Origin of the sequence: Legionella busanensis (assembly GCF_900461525.1) — a bacterium.
In the GTDB taxonomy this organism is placed as follows: domain Bacteria; phylum Pseudomonadota; class Gammaproteobacteria; order Legionellales; family Legionellaceae; genus Legionella_C; species Legionella_C busanensis.
This window is the reverse complement of the sequence record NZ_UGOD01000001.1, coordinates 442,281-460,000: the sequence shown is the minus strand read 5'-3', so window position 1 is coordinate 460,000 and position 17,720 is coordinate 442,281. Positions and strand designations below refer to the sequence as shown.

The following is a 17,720-nucleotide window of genomic DNA, read 5'->3' as shown; positions in this document are numbered from 1 at the left end:
CTCGTCTTATAGCAAAAGCACTTAATTGTGAAAAAGGAGTAAGTGCTGATCCCTGCTTAAAATGTGAATCTTGTATAGCCGTTGAACAGGGTCGCTTTCTTGATCTAATAGAAATTGATGCTGCCTCTAAAACTCGGGTTGAGGATACCCGTGAGTTACTTGAAAATGTTCAATATGCGCCTACTATAGGGCGTTATAAAATTTATCTAATTGACGAAGTTCATATGTTATCTCAGCATAGCTTTAATGCCTTGCTTAAAACCTTAGAAGAGCCGCCTGAGCATGTTAAATTTCTACTAGCAACGACTGATCCACAAAAATTGCCTATTACGGTTCTTTCCCGCTGTTTACATTTTAATCTTAGACATCTTTCACCAGAAACCATCGTTACTCAGCTTAAAGTAATTATGGAAGCAGAAAATTATTCTTATGAAGAAGATGCACTTTGCCTTTTAGCAAAGGCCGCGCAAGGAAGTATGCGAGATGCCTTAAGCCTACTTGATCAAGCTTTAGCATGTTCTACTTCTACATTAACTGCTGAGGAAGTTAAAAATATTTTAGGCTATACCCAACAAGATTACGCACTGCAAATTTTACAAGCCTTAACAAAATTAGATGCGAGTCAATTAATTCAAATTAGTCGACAAATAAGTAAAGAAGGTGGCCATTTTAGTTTTGTTCTTGATGAACTTCTATCTTATTTACATGATATAACACTTATTCAGCATTTACCGGCAAACAATCCCTTAAATGATTATTCATCTGAGCTTATAGAGTTAGCAAAACAGTTAAACCCTGAAGATATTCAGCTTTTTTATCAAATTGGCATAAAGAGTACTGAGGAAATTCATCTGGCACCTACTTTAGCTATTGGTTTTGAAATGGCTATTCTACGTATGTGTACTTTTAAACCTGTAGATACCTTACCTATACCAGCACTAGCTCACGAACTAAGCCATAAAGATAAACAAGCTATACCTTCTCATGCGATGAATAATCAGGTACCAGAAGAGGATAATAGGTTAGACACTATTTTAAAAGAAGATATACCATTTACTACTAAATCTATAGAAGCGCCTAAAACAGTAATGCCTTCTGATCCTATTAAACCTGCAGAAACATCTATAAAGGCAGTATCTTCTGAATTAAACGAAGATTGGAGTACAATACTGCAAAAAATTCAATTAACAGGCTTAGCGCAAACAGCGACTGAAAACGCTGAAATGATTGGTAAATCTGCCGGTGAGGTGAGATTACGGGTCGATAAAGGACATCGTTCACTTTTTACACCCAATATTATTCAACGTATTGAGCAAGCATTATCGACATATTACCAGCAAACGATTAAACTTAGCTTTGATTTTAGCGAAGTGCAAGCGTCACCAGCGCTTCAAAAAAGCGCAGCTTATACACAAAGTCTACAAGAAGCAGAGTTAAGTTTAGAACAAGATCCCTTTTTAAAGAGCTTAAAGCAAGAATTTTCAGCAGAATTGGTCAAAAATTCTATTGAACCACGTTAAGATCAATTATAATTACTTAAATAACCATAACTGTGAGGTTTTTTACATGGATATGAATCAAAATTTAGCAAATTTAATGAAAGAAGCGCAAAAAATGCAGCAACGTATGCAAGAAGCTCAAGAGCAGCTCACTAAATTACAAGTACGTGGTGAAGCTGGTAGCGGCATGGTCGTTGTTGAAATGAATGGGCGTCATGATGTGCTTAAAGTAAGTATTAAACCGTCTTTAGCAGAAGAAGACATAGAGTTAATTGAAGATTTAGTTGCTGCAGCAGTTAATGATGCTGTACGTAAAGTTGAAAAAGCATCTAAAGAAAAAATTAGTCAACTTACAGCTGGCCTAAATATTCCTACTGATTTTATGCAGGATGATAAGGAATAATTGGTAGAATGGATGCATTAACTCAGCTCATTACTGCTTTGCGCTGTTTACCTGGTATAGGCCCCCGCTCTGCTCAGCGGATGGCCTATCATTTATTACAACGCCAACGTCAGCGAGGTTTACATCTTGCTGCTTGTTTACAATATGCTATGGAAGCAATTAAGCATTGCCAACGTTGTAATAATTATACGGAAGACGAGTTATGTCTTTTATGTCAAGATAAAGAGCGCGATTTATCTGTTCTTTGTATCGTTGAAAATCCGGCAGATGTCTTAGCAATCGAGCAAAGCGATGCATACAGAGGTGGTTATTTTGTGTTAATGGGAAAAATATCTCCCTTAGATGGGATTGGCCCAGATGAAATTGGCTTACCACGTTTAGAGAGTCTAATTTTGTCGGAAGGAATTAAAGAAGTTATCTTAGCTTTGAGCCCTTCTATTGAAGGTCAAACAACCACTCATTTTATTTCTGAGTTACTCCGTCCCCATTCTATAAAAGTAAGTCAGTTAGCGCATGGAATCCCATCTGGCGGCGAACTTGAATTCATGGATGGAATAACAATTAGTAGTGCCCTTCGCAATCGTGCTGAATTAAATGATTAGACTTATTTCTTATCGAATCATCCCTGTCATGATGTCTTTGCTATTTGTAGCAAATACAACGCTTGCTGCTACGACTAAAAATTTATGGAGTATTTGGCAGGCTTTTAACCCATTATCAACAATAACAATCAAGCATGATGAGTGGCAGACTTTTCTTAATAAAAGAGTCATGACTAATGAAGAAGGAATCAATTTAGTAGACTACCCACACTTAACTGACACGGATTTAAATTTACTTAAGCATTATATTAGTGAATTAAGCCATATTAATATCAGTAATTATAATCGCAATGAACAGCTTGCTTATTGGATTAATCTCTATAATGCGTTAATAGTCCAAACAGTGGCAAGCTATTATCCCGTTAGTAGTATTGAAGAAATTAATATTTCGCCTGGCTTGTTTAGTATAGGACCCTGGGGAGCAAAATTAATTACTGTTAATAATGTACCTTTATCACTCGACGACATTCAAAATCGTATCATACGTCCTATATGGAATGACCCTAGAATTTTATACGCACTTAATAATGGCTCAATTGGGGCAGCAAATTTAAGCAAAAGTGCTTATCAAGGTTCATTAATAGATAATCAACTGAATTTTGCCGCTTCTAATTATATTAATTCATTACGTGGTGTGCAGGTTATTGAGGGCGCACTCATTGTATCTAAATTATATGAGTGGTTCGCAGAAGATTTTGGTGGCAATACTCAGGATATACTTAAACATTTACAGCAATTTGCTAAAGAGCCTTTATGTAACCAGCTAAAACATATTAATAGCATAGATGGTTACGTTTATAACTGGCATTTAAACACTACAATTACAACTACTCGTGACTAAGCCATTTCAATTTAAAAAGCATTTAAATGATTTTTTTATTTATAATCTGGTTTTTATTTTCCTACAATTTCTTTTCATTTTTAAAAAGAGCAGTAGTTTTATTCAGGCAGTTATCTACCCTCTTACGGTTTATATCGAATTATTAGCAGTTTTATTTATTCAATTACTTCTTTATGTCTTTTTATCATTATTGCAAACAAGCTTATTATGGGGCGTTGCTCGCTCTTCTTCTAACAAAAAAATAATTGAAAATTGGGAAATCATTATTTATACGTTAACCCTTACCGCTTTAATTACCCTTAATTGTTATTTTTTTCCTTTGAGTAAATTTAGTCGGATTTTTTTACCAGAATTTCCAGCTAGCTTTTTGAATATATTAATGGTTGGTAGCTTAATTGTTCTTACTATTCTTAGCTTTATCGCTTTAATTCAGTTTCTTTATAAATATCCTTGGTGGGGCGCCTTACTAGCAATCATTATCTTTTTGTTTGGCTTTTCCCAAATTTCACCAAAGCAAACGAATTTAACTAACAAACGGCCTAATCTTATTATTATTGGTATAGATTCATTAAATCCAAATCAAATTAGTAAGCAATCTACACCAAACCTATATAAATTCTTGCACGAAAGTGTCTATTTTTCTGAAACAATAAGCCCCTTAGGACGTACGTACGCGGCCTGGACTACTATACTAACTGGCCTTTATCCTTTGCATCATCATGCACGTGAGAACCTATATCCTATAGATAGCATTAAATATATGGCTAGCTTTGCCTGGAACTTACGGCAAGCAGGCTATCAGACCTTATTTGCTACCGATGATAGACGATTTAATAATTTAGGAAAAGAATTTGGCTTTGATAAAATCATAGGGCCTCGTATTGGCGTAAATGAAACCCTAATAGGTTCATTTTATGACCTGCCTTTAAGCAATTTATTAATTAATTTTCGTTTAACTAAATGGTTGTTTCCTTATAACTATGCAAATCGTGCTGGCCACTTTGCTTATTATCCTAGAACTTTTAGCTTAGAATTAGAGCAGACTTTAGTTACCCAAAATAATACTAAACCAATGTTCTTAGCTGTTCATTTTACGCTACCACATTGGCCATATGCTTGGGCCATCTCATCACCCAAGCTTGTGCAAGATGAATTTGAAGTTAATAATCGTGAAATTTTATATAAAGCAGCTGTAAACCAGGTTGATCAACAAGTAGGAAGGTTACTTAAATTTCTGCAGCAAAATGGGGCTTTAACGAATAGTTTTATCATTTTATTAAGTGATCATGGTGAAGTTTTATATAACCAAGGCTCACGAGAAACTGACCCACGACTCTATCAAGGAAAAAGTGATAGTCAATTTATTGATTATATAGAGAAAAAAACAGATACAAAGTTACAAAGAAGCTCAGGGCATGGCACTGATTTATTAAGTCCGGGCCAACATCATTGTATTCTTGGGTTTAAAATTGTTGAGCATAATAAGCTCATTACTATTCCTACAATAATTCCCATACAAGTGGCATTGATTGATATTGCACCGACTATTGCTAACTTTTTTAATCTGAATTTAAAAGAAAAGCCAGATGGCATTTCTTTATTAAATACTATTTTAGGCAAGGCCCTTCCACCGCCCCACCGAGCTATTATGCTCGAAAGCGGTATGCTACCTAATCTAGCGCCTGCGCCAGATAAAGTAATTAAGTATGTACGAGAGCTTTATCAAGTTAATCCAATAACCACTTATTTAGAAATTCGGAAAGATAAATTTGTAAAAATTAATGCGATGAAACAATTCGGCATAATTAAAGATAATTGGCTTTTTGCCCTATATCCAAATGATAACTACTATATACCTGTTATTTTACAGTTGAAAACTGGCTATTGGACGGATGATTTAAACAGTGATTTTGCTAAGAAGTCTCCTGCCTTAGAGATGCTAAAAGAACTACGTCAATTTTACCAAAAAGATTTAGGAAATTATCCTTATGTACAACAGCATTAATTTAAAGATTTAATAATTAGAGCTTAAATATGGACTAACTGATAGATATTAATTTATAACAGCCAAAGTTAAATCCTTATTCGGAATGGATAGAAGTAGGCCTAATAGAAGGATGAATCTCTTTTTGTTGAGATTCATCCATTATGTTAAGTAAATTCCGAAGAATATCTCTAATCAAGCCGCGATTTTCTTTGGTTAAGCATTCCGATGTACTTCCCAAATTTAAATCCATAAGGCAAAGCTGGGCTATTCCTTCAATTAAAAAAGTATCCAATGAATGATTATGTATAGTCGAACAATTGAAAAGATGGCCTTTAAATACTTTAACAACATTATCAGGTGCCTTAAGCGCTGTTTTAAATCCTTTAGCCCGACTTACCCCTAACTTGGTATGACGTAAACGCGTAAACAGGCCTAGATTATATCGGCTTGACTCACTTTTGTTATTTTGCCACTTCATATAAGCATCAGCTTGCTCAATTAATACTTGGCGCACTGCCTCTGGTTTATTTGAAAACAAACTAGACAATGCCTGAATAATTTTCTGTTCGATTAAATAGCGATTAGAAATTTGGGTTTTTGGTTGACTAACCTTTCTAGTTTTTTCCTTACTATTTACACCTTGTGTTGCTGTATCTAACATCTTTTCTTCTAAATTGACCCTTTTCTTTGCATCAATCTCAATAATTTAATCAGCCACTCTTAAGAGATCTCTAAATATTGGCGGGGGTTTTAAGTTTTCTTGAATGGCTTTTTCCCTATTATATTCATATGCTTTAACTAATTGGGTTACTTTTTCTGATTGAATCATTTTTCTGCTTAGAATTTCATTCATTTCATCTGATGGATAAGGTGGTAAACAACTTTTAATCAATCGCCTAGCCAGTGCTGTGCTTGGCGCCTTACGACCAGCCATGGTAACTGGATTTTGAGTGCCGATAATCATAAATCCAGGAAATGCCGGCCTTTTATTATGTTCATTAAATCCCATTAATAAGTGGTTAAGTGTCCGCTCCATCATGGGAGAACTATTAATTTCATCAATAATAACAACAGCCCCTTCATTGAAAGCGCGGTTGAGAAGTTCTTTTTTCTGTTCAAAGGAAAAACTCACCGGCATCCGATAAAAAATCTTGCCTGGACATTCAGCTAAAGGTTGCTCTTTTATATCATTATCCTGTGACTCTTCTATATTATCCTTATTAATATGCACTTCTTTATAACCATTACTTAGTAATAAAGATAAAACTAATTCGCTTTTGCCAATACCTGGTTCACCTTCTAAAACGATTCCTCCTACCCCCCCATAGAGCTGTTCTTCATTCACTCCTTTGGTTTGTCGATATTCACGCAAAGCTAATAAATCATTAAGCTCCTGATAAATATGCTTTCGAGAAGCCGTCACTAAATAATCATCGTTTACTAGTTCTGCTAAACGATCAGATAGATCGTTGAAGTCTTTGCACTTTTTATCAAAATCTTCCTGAAATAAAGTGGGTACATTCTTAACAGCCACTTGATAAGCATAATATTTTGCAACATTAATTATGTTTTCTGTGCTCAAAGGGTGATGACGTTGTACATAAGATAAAACCAAAAGTGCCATCATTTGTATATCACGTGGCGATATTAAGACTTCATCGCGAGAGTAATCACATAAAAGTCGGTAAACTTTTAATAAAGAATGACTAATAACTTCTACATGCTCATTAAGTAAGCTTTCAGCAAAAACAGGTTTTAGTATTTTTTCATAGATAAATTCTTGTGGTAAAGGGTCAAAAACAAGCGCATTACCATACTCTTTAAATAATGGTGCTAATTGCCGCTCATCACCATAATTAACAGGATTACCAGCAAAAATTACTTTATGTTCTTTAGTTAACGGATAATAAACTCCATCAATTAAAATCCCTGGCGGGTCCCGCATTAACCCTTCAAACTCACTCCACTGTCGGCTACTTAAATTAGCCTCATCTATAAAAAGTATTTTCTTTTGAGAAGTTTTATCAGTTGCCCAAGCTAAAATCTTACTTTCACCATGATGCAAAGATGCTGAAGGTGGTGAAAAATTTTCCTTAACAAATGTTGATTTACCAACTCCCGTTAAGCCAGTTATAAATACAAACGGATTTTTATCAAGAATCTCTGTGACTGCTTCAAGACGTTTTTTATTAAATTCCTCGGTAATAATCGCACTTTCTTGAGCATTAAAATCTTTTAATTTTATACCGCCAGTAATCCCTTGCAGCCCTTGCCAATTCCTGTCACTTGAATCTGCATCAGGATATTGACGAAGATGATTTAAACGCGCTTTAAGTTGATTGAATGATTCTTTATGAAGTAAATCTTGATTGAGTTTACCAATCTCTTTTGCATTAAATATTTTTATCAGGGCTTCATATTTAGCTTCCACAGTTACTATATGATTTTTAGTTTCAAGATATGGAAAGCAATTCTCATTAGATAATATAACTAACTTACCCTTAACGTTTTCAGTATTCTGCCTTTTTATCAGTAAAGGTGCTAAAGCATCTTTTAATTCATCCGAAAAATGCCCTTTTAAAATGATTTTCTTATTTTCATCTAACGCGTTTAATAGCGCGCACTTCTTTTTGTCAAAAATAAAGCTTTTAGTCTGCTCATCAAAATTACTTTCTATATTTTCTAGTAAGTCCTGTGGCTCACATTCTGACACATCAATAACTAACCATGAATCATCAACTAAAGAAGTTGATTGTAAGGTTGTGGTAAGGTCGGTACTAACAATCAAAGTAGTATTGGTGGCTAAACTATCATCCCAATTTATCGATGATTGTTTTTCAGTTAATTTAGAATCTTTAGCAATAGCAGGTGGTAAACTTACTGTAGGTGCTAGATGAATAGAAAGTGTAATTTGTTTTTCTTGACAGACCGTTAAAAACCGAGCCCATTCATCTTCTGTTAAATCACGTGTAACATTAACTTCAAGTGTCCGATTGGCATAGTCATTCAGTAGCCCTGCTTGCATGATAAGTGTATTGTCTTGACAGTGATAGGTAGTGAAGAAATCACTTAATAGGCTTGGATTTAATGTTTCTGCCTTCACACTAAGCTTGTTATCGAGATTCTTAATATTGGACGTTAATGTATTCCACAAATAACCTTGGCTGGTTAATATTTTTAAGTTTTCATTTAACTCAAGTTTGCCTCCAGCATACTCAATGTGTTTTAGTATGAATGCCTGTTGCCAAAATCGCTTAAATTCATCGTCATCCCAAGGGCCATTTTGAATTTCAATGGGTAACCCTTTTTCTAATGCTTTATGAAGTTTTCCTTCAATAAAATAAAGGTTATCACCTCGTAATTCCCAATATCCCAGCAACTGCTCTTCCCAATCAGGCGCATTGTAAAGATTAATAATTTCAATATCGCTTGATGTGTTAATATTAGCTGTTTCACCATTCGGAGTGGATACAGGTAAAATGGACTGCAAATGAGCACTTAACTCATCCGGTTTAACACAATCAGCTTCGACTTGATCAAAACGAGAATAAAAATCAGCTCCTTGATAACAGTCAGGTTTATTAACATTTAACAAACCAACTATGATGGTTTCCGTCGGCAGTTTTGTACCATCAGCAGAGCGCTCTTTATCTAATAAACTATTAAACCGTATAATGTCATCCGTATCAAAGTTATCATAGTTAACTATAAGTACGGGTGGTGGTTTAGTCGTTAAGTGAGCTTGTAAAAAATCATGCAATGGTCCACCGGGTCCTTTTTTTAAAATACCTTGATTTCCTTCTCGCGCAACAAAATTCTCAGAGCAAATTAAATCATCTGGCGAGTTAATGTAGAAACAAGGTCGAGATGTATTTTTACAATGACTTTGTAAGCTCAGTCTCATAGCCTGGACGTCTGCTGAACTAGTAAACTCAATTAAGCGTTTTTGTACCTCACTTGAATCAACTAGATGTAAACAATATGCAGGGATTGTCGCAAATGTCGACCTTTCTCTTTCCCAAGTAGACAAATATTTAATGTAATTCGGATTTAACAAACCAACCTGAGAGATAGGTTTGGGGTTAGAAACTACTGATATTGGGCCAGTTTCCGATTTAGATATCAATGTTGGCTTATAAGTATCCTTAATAGTTAACTTAGCAGGATATCCGCCAAGATCGAAGCTTACCCATTGATTTTGTATATATAGCTCAACAAAATTATGACAATCATTTCCAACAATGCGTACTGGAATCTCAGGATGAATTTCCTGCATCTGTGCTTTAAATGCAACCGCTCGATGACGACAAGCGCCTTTTTCTTGAGTGTTAATGTAATCTAAGTAATCTTGCCCGGTATTTTGTGCTTTTTTTAGTTCAAGTTTACCACCCTTAAATCTACTATATTTTGTAACCAGATCCTTAATATCAGAAGGTATATCCACTTTTAGATCTGGCTTAGGTACTTCAAGTATGAAAGATATTTTAATCGGTTGTCCTTTAGGCCCACGCAGGTAATACAGGTTATCCCGTTTAGAATATTGAATACTGACATCCACATCAGAAGGGTCAATATAATAATGCGTCATAAGCTCTTGGGCACTTAAGGAGTCAAGAGCCTGCCATTCACCTGTGCAAGTAAAACCTTGTTTACCAAAGTAAACATGACTTTGTTTATTGTTAGCAGCCAGCAAATTGCCTTGCTCGATTAGACTAGATTCTGTTTTTAATTGGCTAATAAAAACAGGGGTTAAATCAACTGTTGTCTGATTACCTAACGTAAAAGCATCTGCTAAGCTACAAGGCTTATTATTAATATTTAGATGATTAAATGTTTCCTTCCGGTATAACCTTGCATCAGGCATTTTTGCCTGCAAGCTTAATGGATAAAACGTCCGATTAATTTTATATTCTTTCTTTGAACCTAATTTTGTATCAGCATCTACTTTTTGCGTAGCGTTAGGAGTATGTAATGGCTGTTCATCTGCTGAAGAATCTTTTTTATTTTTTTTAAAGTTGAAGAAAGAGTCTCTTAAAGAATTACCTGAGGTATGAGGCTTCGAATTTTGAACTAAATTACCTATGACATAAATGTTTTTCATTAAATCTTTTAGCTCATCGTCAACAATTAGATCTCTACAATCTTTAATATTAAGTAGTTGTAGATGTGGTGCCGCTCGTAACAAAGCTTTCAGGTTTACTAAATTAATATTACTATTGGATAAGTCAATTTTTTTAAGGTTTGGTAAATTATATAATTGTAATAACCCATCAATTTGACAATTATGTAAATCTAGCTCTTCAAGTACGTTTGCTGTGGTTAGAATATGATTTAAAACTCGCCCTACATTATAAATGGAAGATAAGTTAAGTTTTTTAAGACATGAGAATTTAATATCAGCTAGAATTTCTGGCAAGTTTGAATAAGCACTTAATTCTAAGCTTTTAAGGGTTTTAGCCTGCAATAAGATTTCACGCAAGGAACCTACACCGATTCTTGTTTCATTAGCATTAAATTTTTCAAGGCTAGTAAAATCAAGATGTTCAGTGAAATCGCCTGATAAATGATTACATGCCTGTAAATTTAGTGATTTAATATGACGTGCTTTTATTAAAATATTTTGTAAATCATGGTCTGCAATAGAGCTTTGACTTACATTAAGCTCTTCAAGCTTTGGCAGTTCAAGTATGTTATCAACTTCATTAAGGTTAGAGAGTCTCTTAGAGATATTTAATGATTTAAGGCCTTTTGCTTGCGTAAGAATATCTTGCAAATTTTTATTAGTAATTTCACTATTACTTAAATCAAGTCTTTCAAGATATTGAAAGTTAATTTCTTTTGAAAAATTCAGGATAGCCCTTTTACAAGAAGATAAATTCAATATTTTAAGGGTTTTTGTCTTGCTTAATATCTCATTTAAAAGGATAGAAGTAACAGGCGTATTACTAACATCAAGCGATTCCAAGCAATCAAAATTAATATCGTCTATAAACTTACCGTCTTTATTTCTGATAACCTCTCTAAGTTTGACAGGGCAGGAAGATAAATTAAGGGATTTAAGTGTTTGAGTAGCAAGTAATAATTGCTGTAGACTATCAGGGCTAATGGTACTATTGCTTACATCGAGAACTTCAAGCTGCTTTAGCTTAATAGGCGGTTTAAAATTATCTTTTATATTTAAATTAAAATTAATCGTTTTAAGGTTAGGCATACTAGCAAACAACTTTTGCAAATCCTCTGCATTTACTTCTTCGCTATAAGAGCAATTTAAAGATTCTACTGTGTTTAGTTGCTTGCAAGTTAATACATCCACGCCGTCATAAGAAATTCGGCCGGTCTCAATTAACGCTTTAGTCTGAGCGCTATCTAGGGTTAATTCTTTAATTTCTAGAGTTAATATTATATCATCATTTAAATTTAATAATTTTTTAAGAAGATCTATAAAAATTAATAAATTTGGAGATATATTTATACTTAATAGTGAACTGAGAATTACTTCTAAACGCATGTGCTCTTTTACAGTTTCCATCACATCTGGAGACAAAATATCTATAATAAATTCTTTAAACGGTGGCTCGGCTTTTTGAATGAATGGCAATAGGGTTGGCCATTTTTGTTTCATTGCAAAAAAACTACGTAAAGACAGTTTACGATTCTCATTAATTGAGCCATTTAAAACGTTATTAATCCAGTAATCATCTAGGATATGTACTTGAGATTTTGTTAGACGATGTTGTTCAATTGCAGCTTGACTCACCTTATCTGGCCATGTAGGTGTGATTTTCTCTCGAACGTTTTTATTTCTTAAGTTAGAGAGGGTTTCTAAGGTTAACTGTATAACCTTACCATCTTGCCATAAATAAAGGGGAAACCCATCTTTAATTAACTGACCCAAACGTATCAGCAAGATATCCGTTTCTCTATCTGATAGGCCTACTAAAGTCCAATCAGCAATAACAAGCACCTTTTGTTTCATATGATAGGAGAAATTGCTCTTTTTCCATGCACCTTTATTTCTAACTAATCGATTAACATTTAAACGGCCTTGTGGTCTCCGGCTATATGAGAAACCCTCTCTTTTATCTAGATAATAGAATTGTGAAAAATAAGGCATAAAATTATAATTAATCAAATATTGTATTATTTTAGAACAATTTTATTAAGCCGAAGTTAACTCGATTACTTTTTTACTAAAATTTTTGCATAATTTTGAAAATGGTGAGCCAATTAATAAGAGAACCATCATAGATACGTATTTTACAAAAGGTAAATTTAGTCAAAGGAAGCAGTATGTAATAATCGATGGAGTTGGACATAAAGTGTTTACAATAACCCAGCTCGTAATCTTAAACTATAAACAAGGGCTTATGGTTCGCTCCCATCTGACATGGTTCCAGATAAAACTGACCAGGATGTAAGCGGTTTAATCGATAATCTCATGGACAAGTATGCTTTAAGTGCAGTTAATACTGATATAAATGATGTTGACATTGATAATTTACTTGGCGAACTACATAGTACTAGTGAAAATCAAACTTAACCTACAACTCAAAGTACTACAATTAGCCTCCCAAGCAAGCGACCAAATCAAAACGTATGGACAACAATTGATTCATACTATGCCTCCCGTGCCTCTAAATACCCAAGATATAATCTACAGCCCTCCTCTGAAACTTATTCTGCAAGCTACTCAAGCGCAAGCTCAGTAGCTTACCTTAACCATGCTAAGTCATCGCCATTAACATTCTTTGCTCTATAAATTATAGGCAATCTTATTATACCCTTAGTTATCAACCAGAAATGCCTTATTATGATCAAGCTTTTATTATGATATACCTATATGCTCCTATTCTCCATGTTTGCTCCTCCTACTCCCTTATATCTGCCCATATCAAACACTTTATGTTACAGCTTACCTCCACAACCAACTTATTCTTATTTAAATTTTTCGCATCAAACCAGTACGACTTCCTTCGACAACAACAGCTCAGCACCGAAATCCTAACTCTAACAACTCTAGGCATGCCAGTGCACCTACAAAACGAGTAACACAAGGTTTTTTTGCAACTAATACAACCCCGCCACGTGAAAAGGAGGCATTGAAAATGCTATTGGCAGACTGCGAACCTTTTTACCAAGAAAAACAGATCTAGAAACGTTAGATCATACAACTCTTTTATACTATGAAGCCATGTATAACTTGACCCCTAGAAAGTGTTTAGGATATAAAACTCCAGCTGAAATTTTTTCTAATAAAATGTTGCACTTCAAACGTGAACGCAGCTCCCCGCCTGCGCGGGATGACATAGGATTTTTAGGAATAACGTAGAATTTACGAGCTTCCTACAAATCTTTTAAGTTAGAATTCATTTTCTAATAGCGCAAATAATTGCTCAATGGATTCTGTTCTTACTAATGCCTGCTCACAGTAAATATTAATTACACGTTGTAGTGCCTGCAAATTTCGTCGCCCGGGAGTTAGTGTTTTATTTTCAATATTATGGTTATAAGGTTTAGTCACAATATACCGACTCTTAAGTTCCTCACGCAAACTGTCCATAACCATATATAAAATTGTATACACATTGAATATAGCTTCTTTTTCTAATGAAGATAATGATTTAGATAAAAGCTCATGCCCGTGATAACTAGCAAGCAGCGTACGCATTAAATAATTAGTATCTTTATTAGAAAAATAACCATATAAATCTAAACATTCTGTAGTAGTTAATTGGTGATAAATTAAATTTAACTGTTTTAAAAATAGATTTTTTCCTTCTTCTATATTTGTTTTATTACTAGTGACTTTTGCATAAAAATTCATTATTGAATCAATAAGGCTAACTGGATTAAACCAAAATTTATAAGCACGGAATATCTCTCCTAAATGACTTTCAGAAGCATCCATACGTAAATTTGCATAATTTAATCGCCATGATTTAAGCGCTTTTACAATTAAACCTCGTTCTTTACTACCTACATCTATATTAATGCCAGGCGAAATTTCATCACCATGAAATAAATAATCATATTCAGCTTGCAACCCACGCTGTTTTAATAATTGACTAGAAAAAAATTGTAGAAGCTCAATTAAATTATATAAAAATTTTAATCTTGCCTTTATAGAAATTAATTTTTCTGGGTGAATAGCCTCTGTATATAAATAACCAGGATTAATTTTAAAAAAGAAAATACTGTTATTTAATGCAATAAATTCTTGCTTCATTAATTTTTGCTGAAGTGTTAATAATTCTTGTTTAGTCAAATTAGCTAACTGGTTTTGAAAACATATAATGTCTCCTTTTATCTCATTAGCAAATTCAACTAAGGCTAACAACCACTCTTCCGCGGTAGCAGCTTGAATTAACTTTTTTAAATAAATACTTTTAGGCAGGTAAGTATCTTTTCCACTTTCTAGTTGCTCAATTAATAATGATTTTAAATTCTTATACAAGAAGAGTAATTCGCTAATAAATACAGCTTCTTCTTGTAAAGATAACGTCCCAAATAAATTTTGCCTTAATTGCTGAATTTTTAGGTAACAATTCATAGGGTCACTTTCATATGTACAAGACATCCTAGTTACGTCAATTGCTGTATTTGCTCTGAAAATTGCTAATAATTCTGTATATAACTTAATTAATGCGACGCAGAATTCTAAAGCTGATTGCTTTTGCAAGGGCGTATCTTGCCAGTTCTGCATAATTTCTTTTTGAAAGCGAATTTCAGTTTGCTTAATATCATATTTAAGAGCGGCTTTAGCCTGATAAACCTCATCAAACAACCAAGAGAATAATGCTTGTTTATCATTTTTCATCCTTTATCCTCCAAGCATTTATTATGGAAGCCGGACTAGCTATGTAATTTAATAACGACCTAAAATGAGCATACTCTAAGATGATAATAAAGTAACTACACTCATCTATGCCTAAGAGCTTCTATTATTTTCTAGCCATTTACCTAATTATAGTCGTTAATCATACTTTAAATTTGGTATACTCCTGTTTATAATCAATATATAATCAGAGAGATTAAACAATGACCAAATATTCACCGCAACCTTTTAAAAATTTCTTAGCATCTTTAGTAGCGCAAAAAAAATTATCCATTGAACTATTAATAGAAATTTTAGGTAAAAAAACAGCTAATCGTATTCTTGATAATGCTGATAATGAAATAGGAGCACCTGTTTTAGGAACAGGTAATATTCCTGTTTTACAGGGGCAATTACATGAGACATTAGGAGCTATTCCTGATCTAAAAGCACAAATTGCTCAAGACGAAGAAAAAATAATGATGCAAAGACACTTAAATTTTAAATAAAGAAGGTTTTTATTTATTACATATAATACGTATTTAATTACAAAAATTATTTATTTTAGGCTAATTTTTGTATAAAAATCGTAATTTTTTACCAAAGGTTTGTAGCAAAACTTATTTAATGGTAATTTAGCCCAAAAATTCTTTTAATAAGCAAAAAATTTATAGCGTTTTCCACTAAATTTCAGATAAGAGTACAAGAATGAGCTGAGCACGCTTGTAACCTAGTATGAAACCTAGTGTAAAACGCTATACTACAATAAAAATGTATTTTTAGTTTATTTTGATTAATGGAGAGGCTCAATGTTATTGCATCGAAAATACATCATAATTATTGACGATGCCCCAAAAGATATTCAAGTTGAAGAATATTTTCATAAATATGATTATCAAATTTTGCATTATAAAAGTGTGCCCGATTTAGATACTATTGTAGAAAAACCTGCTGCTTTTTTAATCCATAGTAGTATGTTAACGGAAATAAAACTATCAACTATTAATGCGTTTTATCAATGGGCTGTTCCTCTTATTGTTTTAAATGATGAAAAAGATGAAACATTGTGTGTTCAAATGCTTGAAGAAGGTGCTGATGATTTCTTAATTAAACCCATACTTGCTCGTGAACTTCACGCAAGAATTGGCGCAATTAAAAGGCGTGTACAGCGCTCCCTAACAGAAGATGATCAAGAAAGGGAGGTTTTAGCCTTCGAGAATTGGCGACTATATCCTGCTTCTCGGCAGGTTTTTGACACTAATCAACAAGAATTACAATTAAGCGCTGGCGAATATGATTTGTTATTAGCTTTTGTTCGGCAACCACAACAAATTCTAGGTAGAGAATTTTTATTGCAAGTGACTAAAAGTAGCGATTTAAACCCATTTGACAGACGGATTGATGTGCAAATAAGTCGTTTAAGGCAGAAGATTGAAACAGATACAAAAAAACCAGCATTAATTAAGACCATTCGTAATGGTGGATATCTTTTTACAGCGCAGGTTTTCACAATGAAAGAAGGACCAAATTCTTATTCCAAAATTGAGTAAAAATATGACCCTTAATAAAAAAAAATGGTTAATCTTTTTTATCCTTTTAATAACGATTACGATAGTAATATCTATTTATTCTTACAAGAAAAAGGTAACCCGTGGTTTAGATCAACCCAAACTTGTAGAAGTAAATCTTTTAGGAAAAGCAGAAATAGAAGAAACTGTCCACCTTTTAGGTACTATTAATCCTAAACATGTTACTCTCTTAATTGCCAAAAATCATGGCACTTTAGATACACTCATTCCTACGGGTCATAAAGTACGTAAAGGTGATTTAATTGCTCAAATTAATAACCCCGACATTGAAAATAATTTAGAACTTACGCAAGGCTCAGTAACTATCGCTAAAAATCAATATGAGCGACTTCTTAGCCTTCTAAAAACAGGATATGTGAGCTCTAAAGAAGTAGAAGAAAAAAAACAAACTTGGTTAGATGCACAAAAAGAATTATCTAAAGCAAAAATTGAGTTAGATACCTTACGTTTTTATGCGCCATTTGATGGTATTGTTGGCGCTTATAAAAAGAAAGAAGGGACTCAAGTTAATACAGGTGACTCCATAGTAACTATTTACGATCCTTCTACTTTAGTCGTAGATTTTGACATTCCCTGTACAAACACATCTGCTTTTTATGAAGGGCAATTGGTGCGTATCTTTAACATGCCTTATAAGCTTTCACATTTACAAAAAATGATTGATGAAGATAGCCATATGTGTCCAGCTGATGTCACTATTTCTTGTAAAGATTGCTTAATTGGAGCAAGCACCGAAGTTGAATTAGTGCTTAAAGGAAAGAAAGATACTATTGTTGTTCCTGAACAGGCGATTTTTCTACGTAATAGTAAACCTCATGTTTATATTGTCAAAGACAATGTCATTGAATTAGTTCCAGTAACAACAGGTATTAAAAATAAATCGCAAATTGAAGTTACTTCTGGTTTAAAGTTTGGACAACAACTTGTTGTTAAAGGGCTAGAACGATTATATCCCGGCTTAAAAGTTGCCATTTACCATGCTTGA

At 33.6% G+C, this 17,720-nt stretch carries 12 protein-coding genes and 1 pseudogene (1 of these 13 only partly in view); 10 read left to right on the top strand and 3 right to left on the bottom strand.

The window, feature by feature from the left end:
* The 5 genes in view from dnaX to DYH30_RS02135 are tightly spaced (at most 46 nt apart) and all read left to right on the top strand, a layout consistent with a single transcriptional unit that may run on beyond the window.
* Positions 1-1,520 carry the 3' portion of a DNA polymerase III subunit gamma/tau gene (dnaX, locus tag DYH30_RS02155; protein WP_115330081.1) on the top strand. Its footprint begins 163 nt before the window's first position, so only the last 1,520 of its 1,683 coding nucleotides appear in the window; its start codon lies off the left edge, out of view; it ends in the stop codon at positions 1,518-1,520.
* 46 nt (positions 1,521-1,566) lie between these two features.
* Entirely contained in the window at positions 1,567-1,902 is a 336-nt protein-coding gene (locus DYH30_RS02150) for a YbaB/EbfC family nucleoid-associated protein (protein WP_115330080.1), read from the top strand.
* An 8-nt stretch (positions 1,903-1,910) separates the two neighbouring features.
* Positions 1,911-2,504 (top strand): recombination mediator RecR, encoded by a 594-nt coding sequence (gene recR / locus DYH30_RS02145; protein ID WP_115330079.1) that lies wholly within the window; start codon positions 1,911-1,913, stop codon positions 2,502-2,504.
* Positions 2,497-3,345 (top strand): DUF547 domain-containing protein, encoded by an 849-nt coding sequence (locus DYH30_RS02140; protein ID WP_115330078.1) that lies wholly within the window; start codon positions 2,497-2,499, stop codon positions 3,343-3,345. Before recR ends, DYH30_RS02140 begins: the two co-directional genes overlap by 8 nt.
* The gene (locus DYH30_RS02135; RefSeq protein ID WP_115330077.1) at positions 3,338-5,350 is read left to right on the top strand and encodes a sulfatase-like hydrolase/transferase; all 2,013 of its coding nucleotides are present in this window, start codon (positions 3,338-3,340) and stop codon (positions 5,348-5,350) included. The genes DYH30_RS02140 and DYH30_RS02135 overlap by 8 nt, the downstream gene beginning before the upstream one ends.
* 76 nt (positions 5,351-5,426) lie before the next feature.
* On the opposite strand, the gene DYH30_RS02130 is transcribed toward DYH30_RS02135, so the two are convergent.
* Positions 5,427-5,993 carry a hypothetical protein gene (locus DYH30_RS02130; RefSeq protein WP_115330076.1) on the bottom strand — a complete coding sequence of 189 codons (567 nt, stop codon included), beginning with the start codon at positions 5,991-5,993 and terminating at the stop codon, positions 5,427-5,429.
* Between the two features lie 45 nt (positions 5,994-6,038).
* Positions 6,039-12,446, bottom strand: coding sequence for a hypothetical protein (locus DYH30_RS02125; RefSeq protein ID WP_131740730.1), 6,408 nt, complete (start codon positions 12,444-12,446; stop codon positions 6,039-6,041).
* 273 nt (positions 12,447-12,719) lie between these two features.
* Between DYH30_RS02125 and DYH30_RS17885 the strand changes: the two genes are divergently transcribed.
* Together DYH30_RS17885 and DYH30_RS18675 are read left to right on the top strand one after the other, a co-directional pair.
* Entirely contained in the window at positions 12,720-12,872 is a 153-nt protein-coding gene (locus DYH30_RS17885; protein WP_160116137.1) for a hypothetical protein, read from the top strand.
* 549 nt (positions 12,873-13,421) lie between these two features.
* Positions 13,422-13,661, top strand: a pseudogene (locus DYH30_RS18675) (hypothetical protein); the annotation flags it as partial.
* 30 nt (positions 13,662-13,691) lie between these two features.
* Here the strand turns inward: DYH30_RS18675 and DYH30_RS02115 are convergent.
* Positions 13,692-15,149 (bottom strand): hypothetical protein, encoded by a 1,458-nt coding sequence (locus DYH30_RS02115; RefSeq protein WP_115330073.1) that lies wholly within the window; start codon positions 15,147-15,149, stop codon positions 13,692-13,694.
* 221 nt (positions 15,150-15,370) lie between these two features.
* On the opposite strand from DYH30_RS02115, the gene DYH30_RS02110 reads away from it, so the two are divergent.
* The 3 genes from DYH30_RS02110 to DYH30_RS02100 all read left to right on the top strand — a co-directional run bounded on the left by DYH30_RS02110 (position 15,371) and on the right by DYH30_RS02100 (position 17,720).
* Positions 15,371-15,655, top strand: a complete 285-nt coding sequence (locus DYH30_RS02110; RefSeq protein ID WP_115330072.1) for a hypothetical protein — start codon at positions 15,371-15,373, stop codon at positions 15,653-15,655.
* A gap of 300 nt (positions 15,656-15,955) precedes the next feature.
* Positions 15,956-16,696 (top strand): response regulator transcription factor, encoded by a 741-nt coding sequence (locus tag DYH30_RS02105; protein ID WP_115330071.1) that lies wholly within the window; start codon positions 15,956-15,958, stop codon positions 16,694-16,696.
* 4 nt (positions 16,697-16,700) lie between these two features.
* Positions 16,701-17,720: an efflux RND transporter periplasmic adaptor subunit gene (locus tag DYH30_RS02100; protein ID WP_115330070.1), complete on the top strand. Its 1,020-nt coding sequence runs from the start codon at positions 16,701-16,703 to the stop codon at positions 17,718-17,720.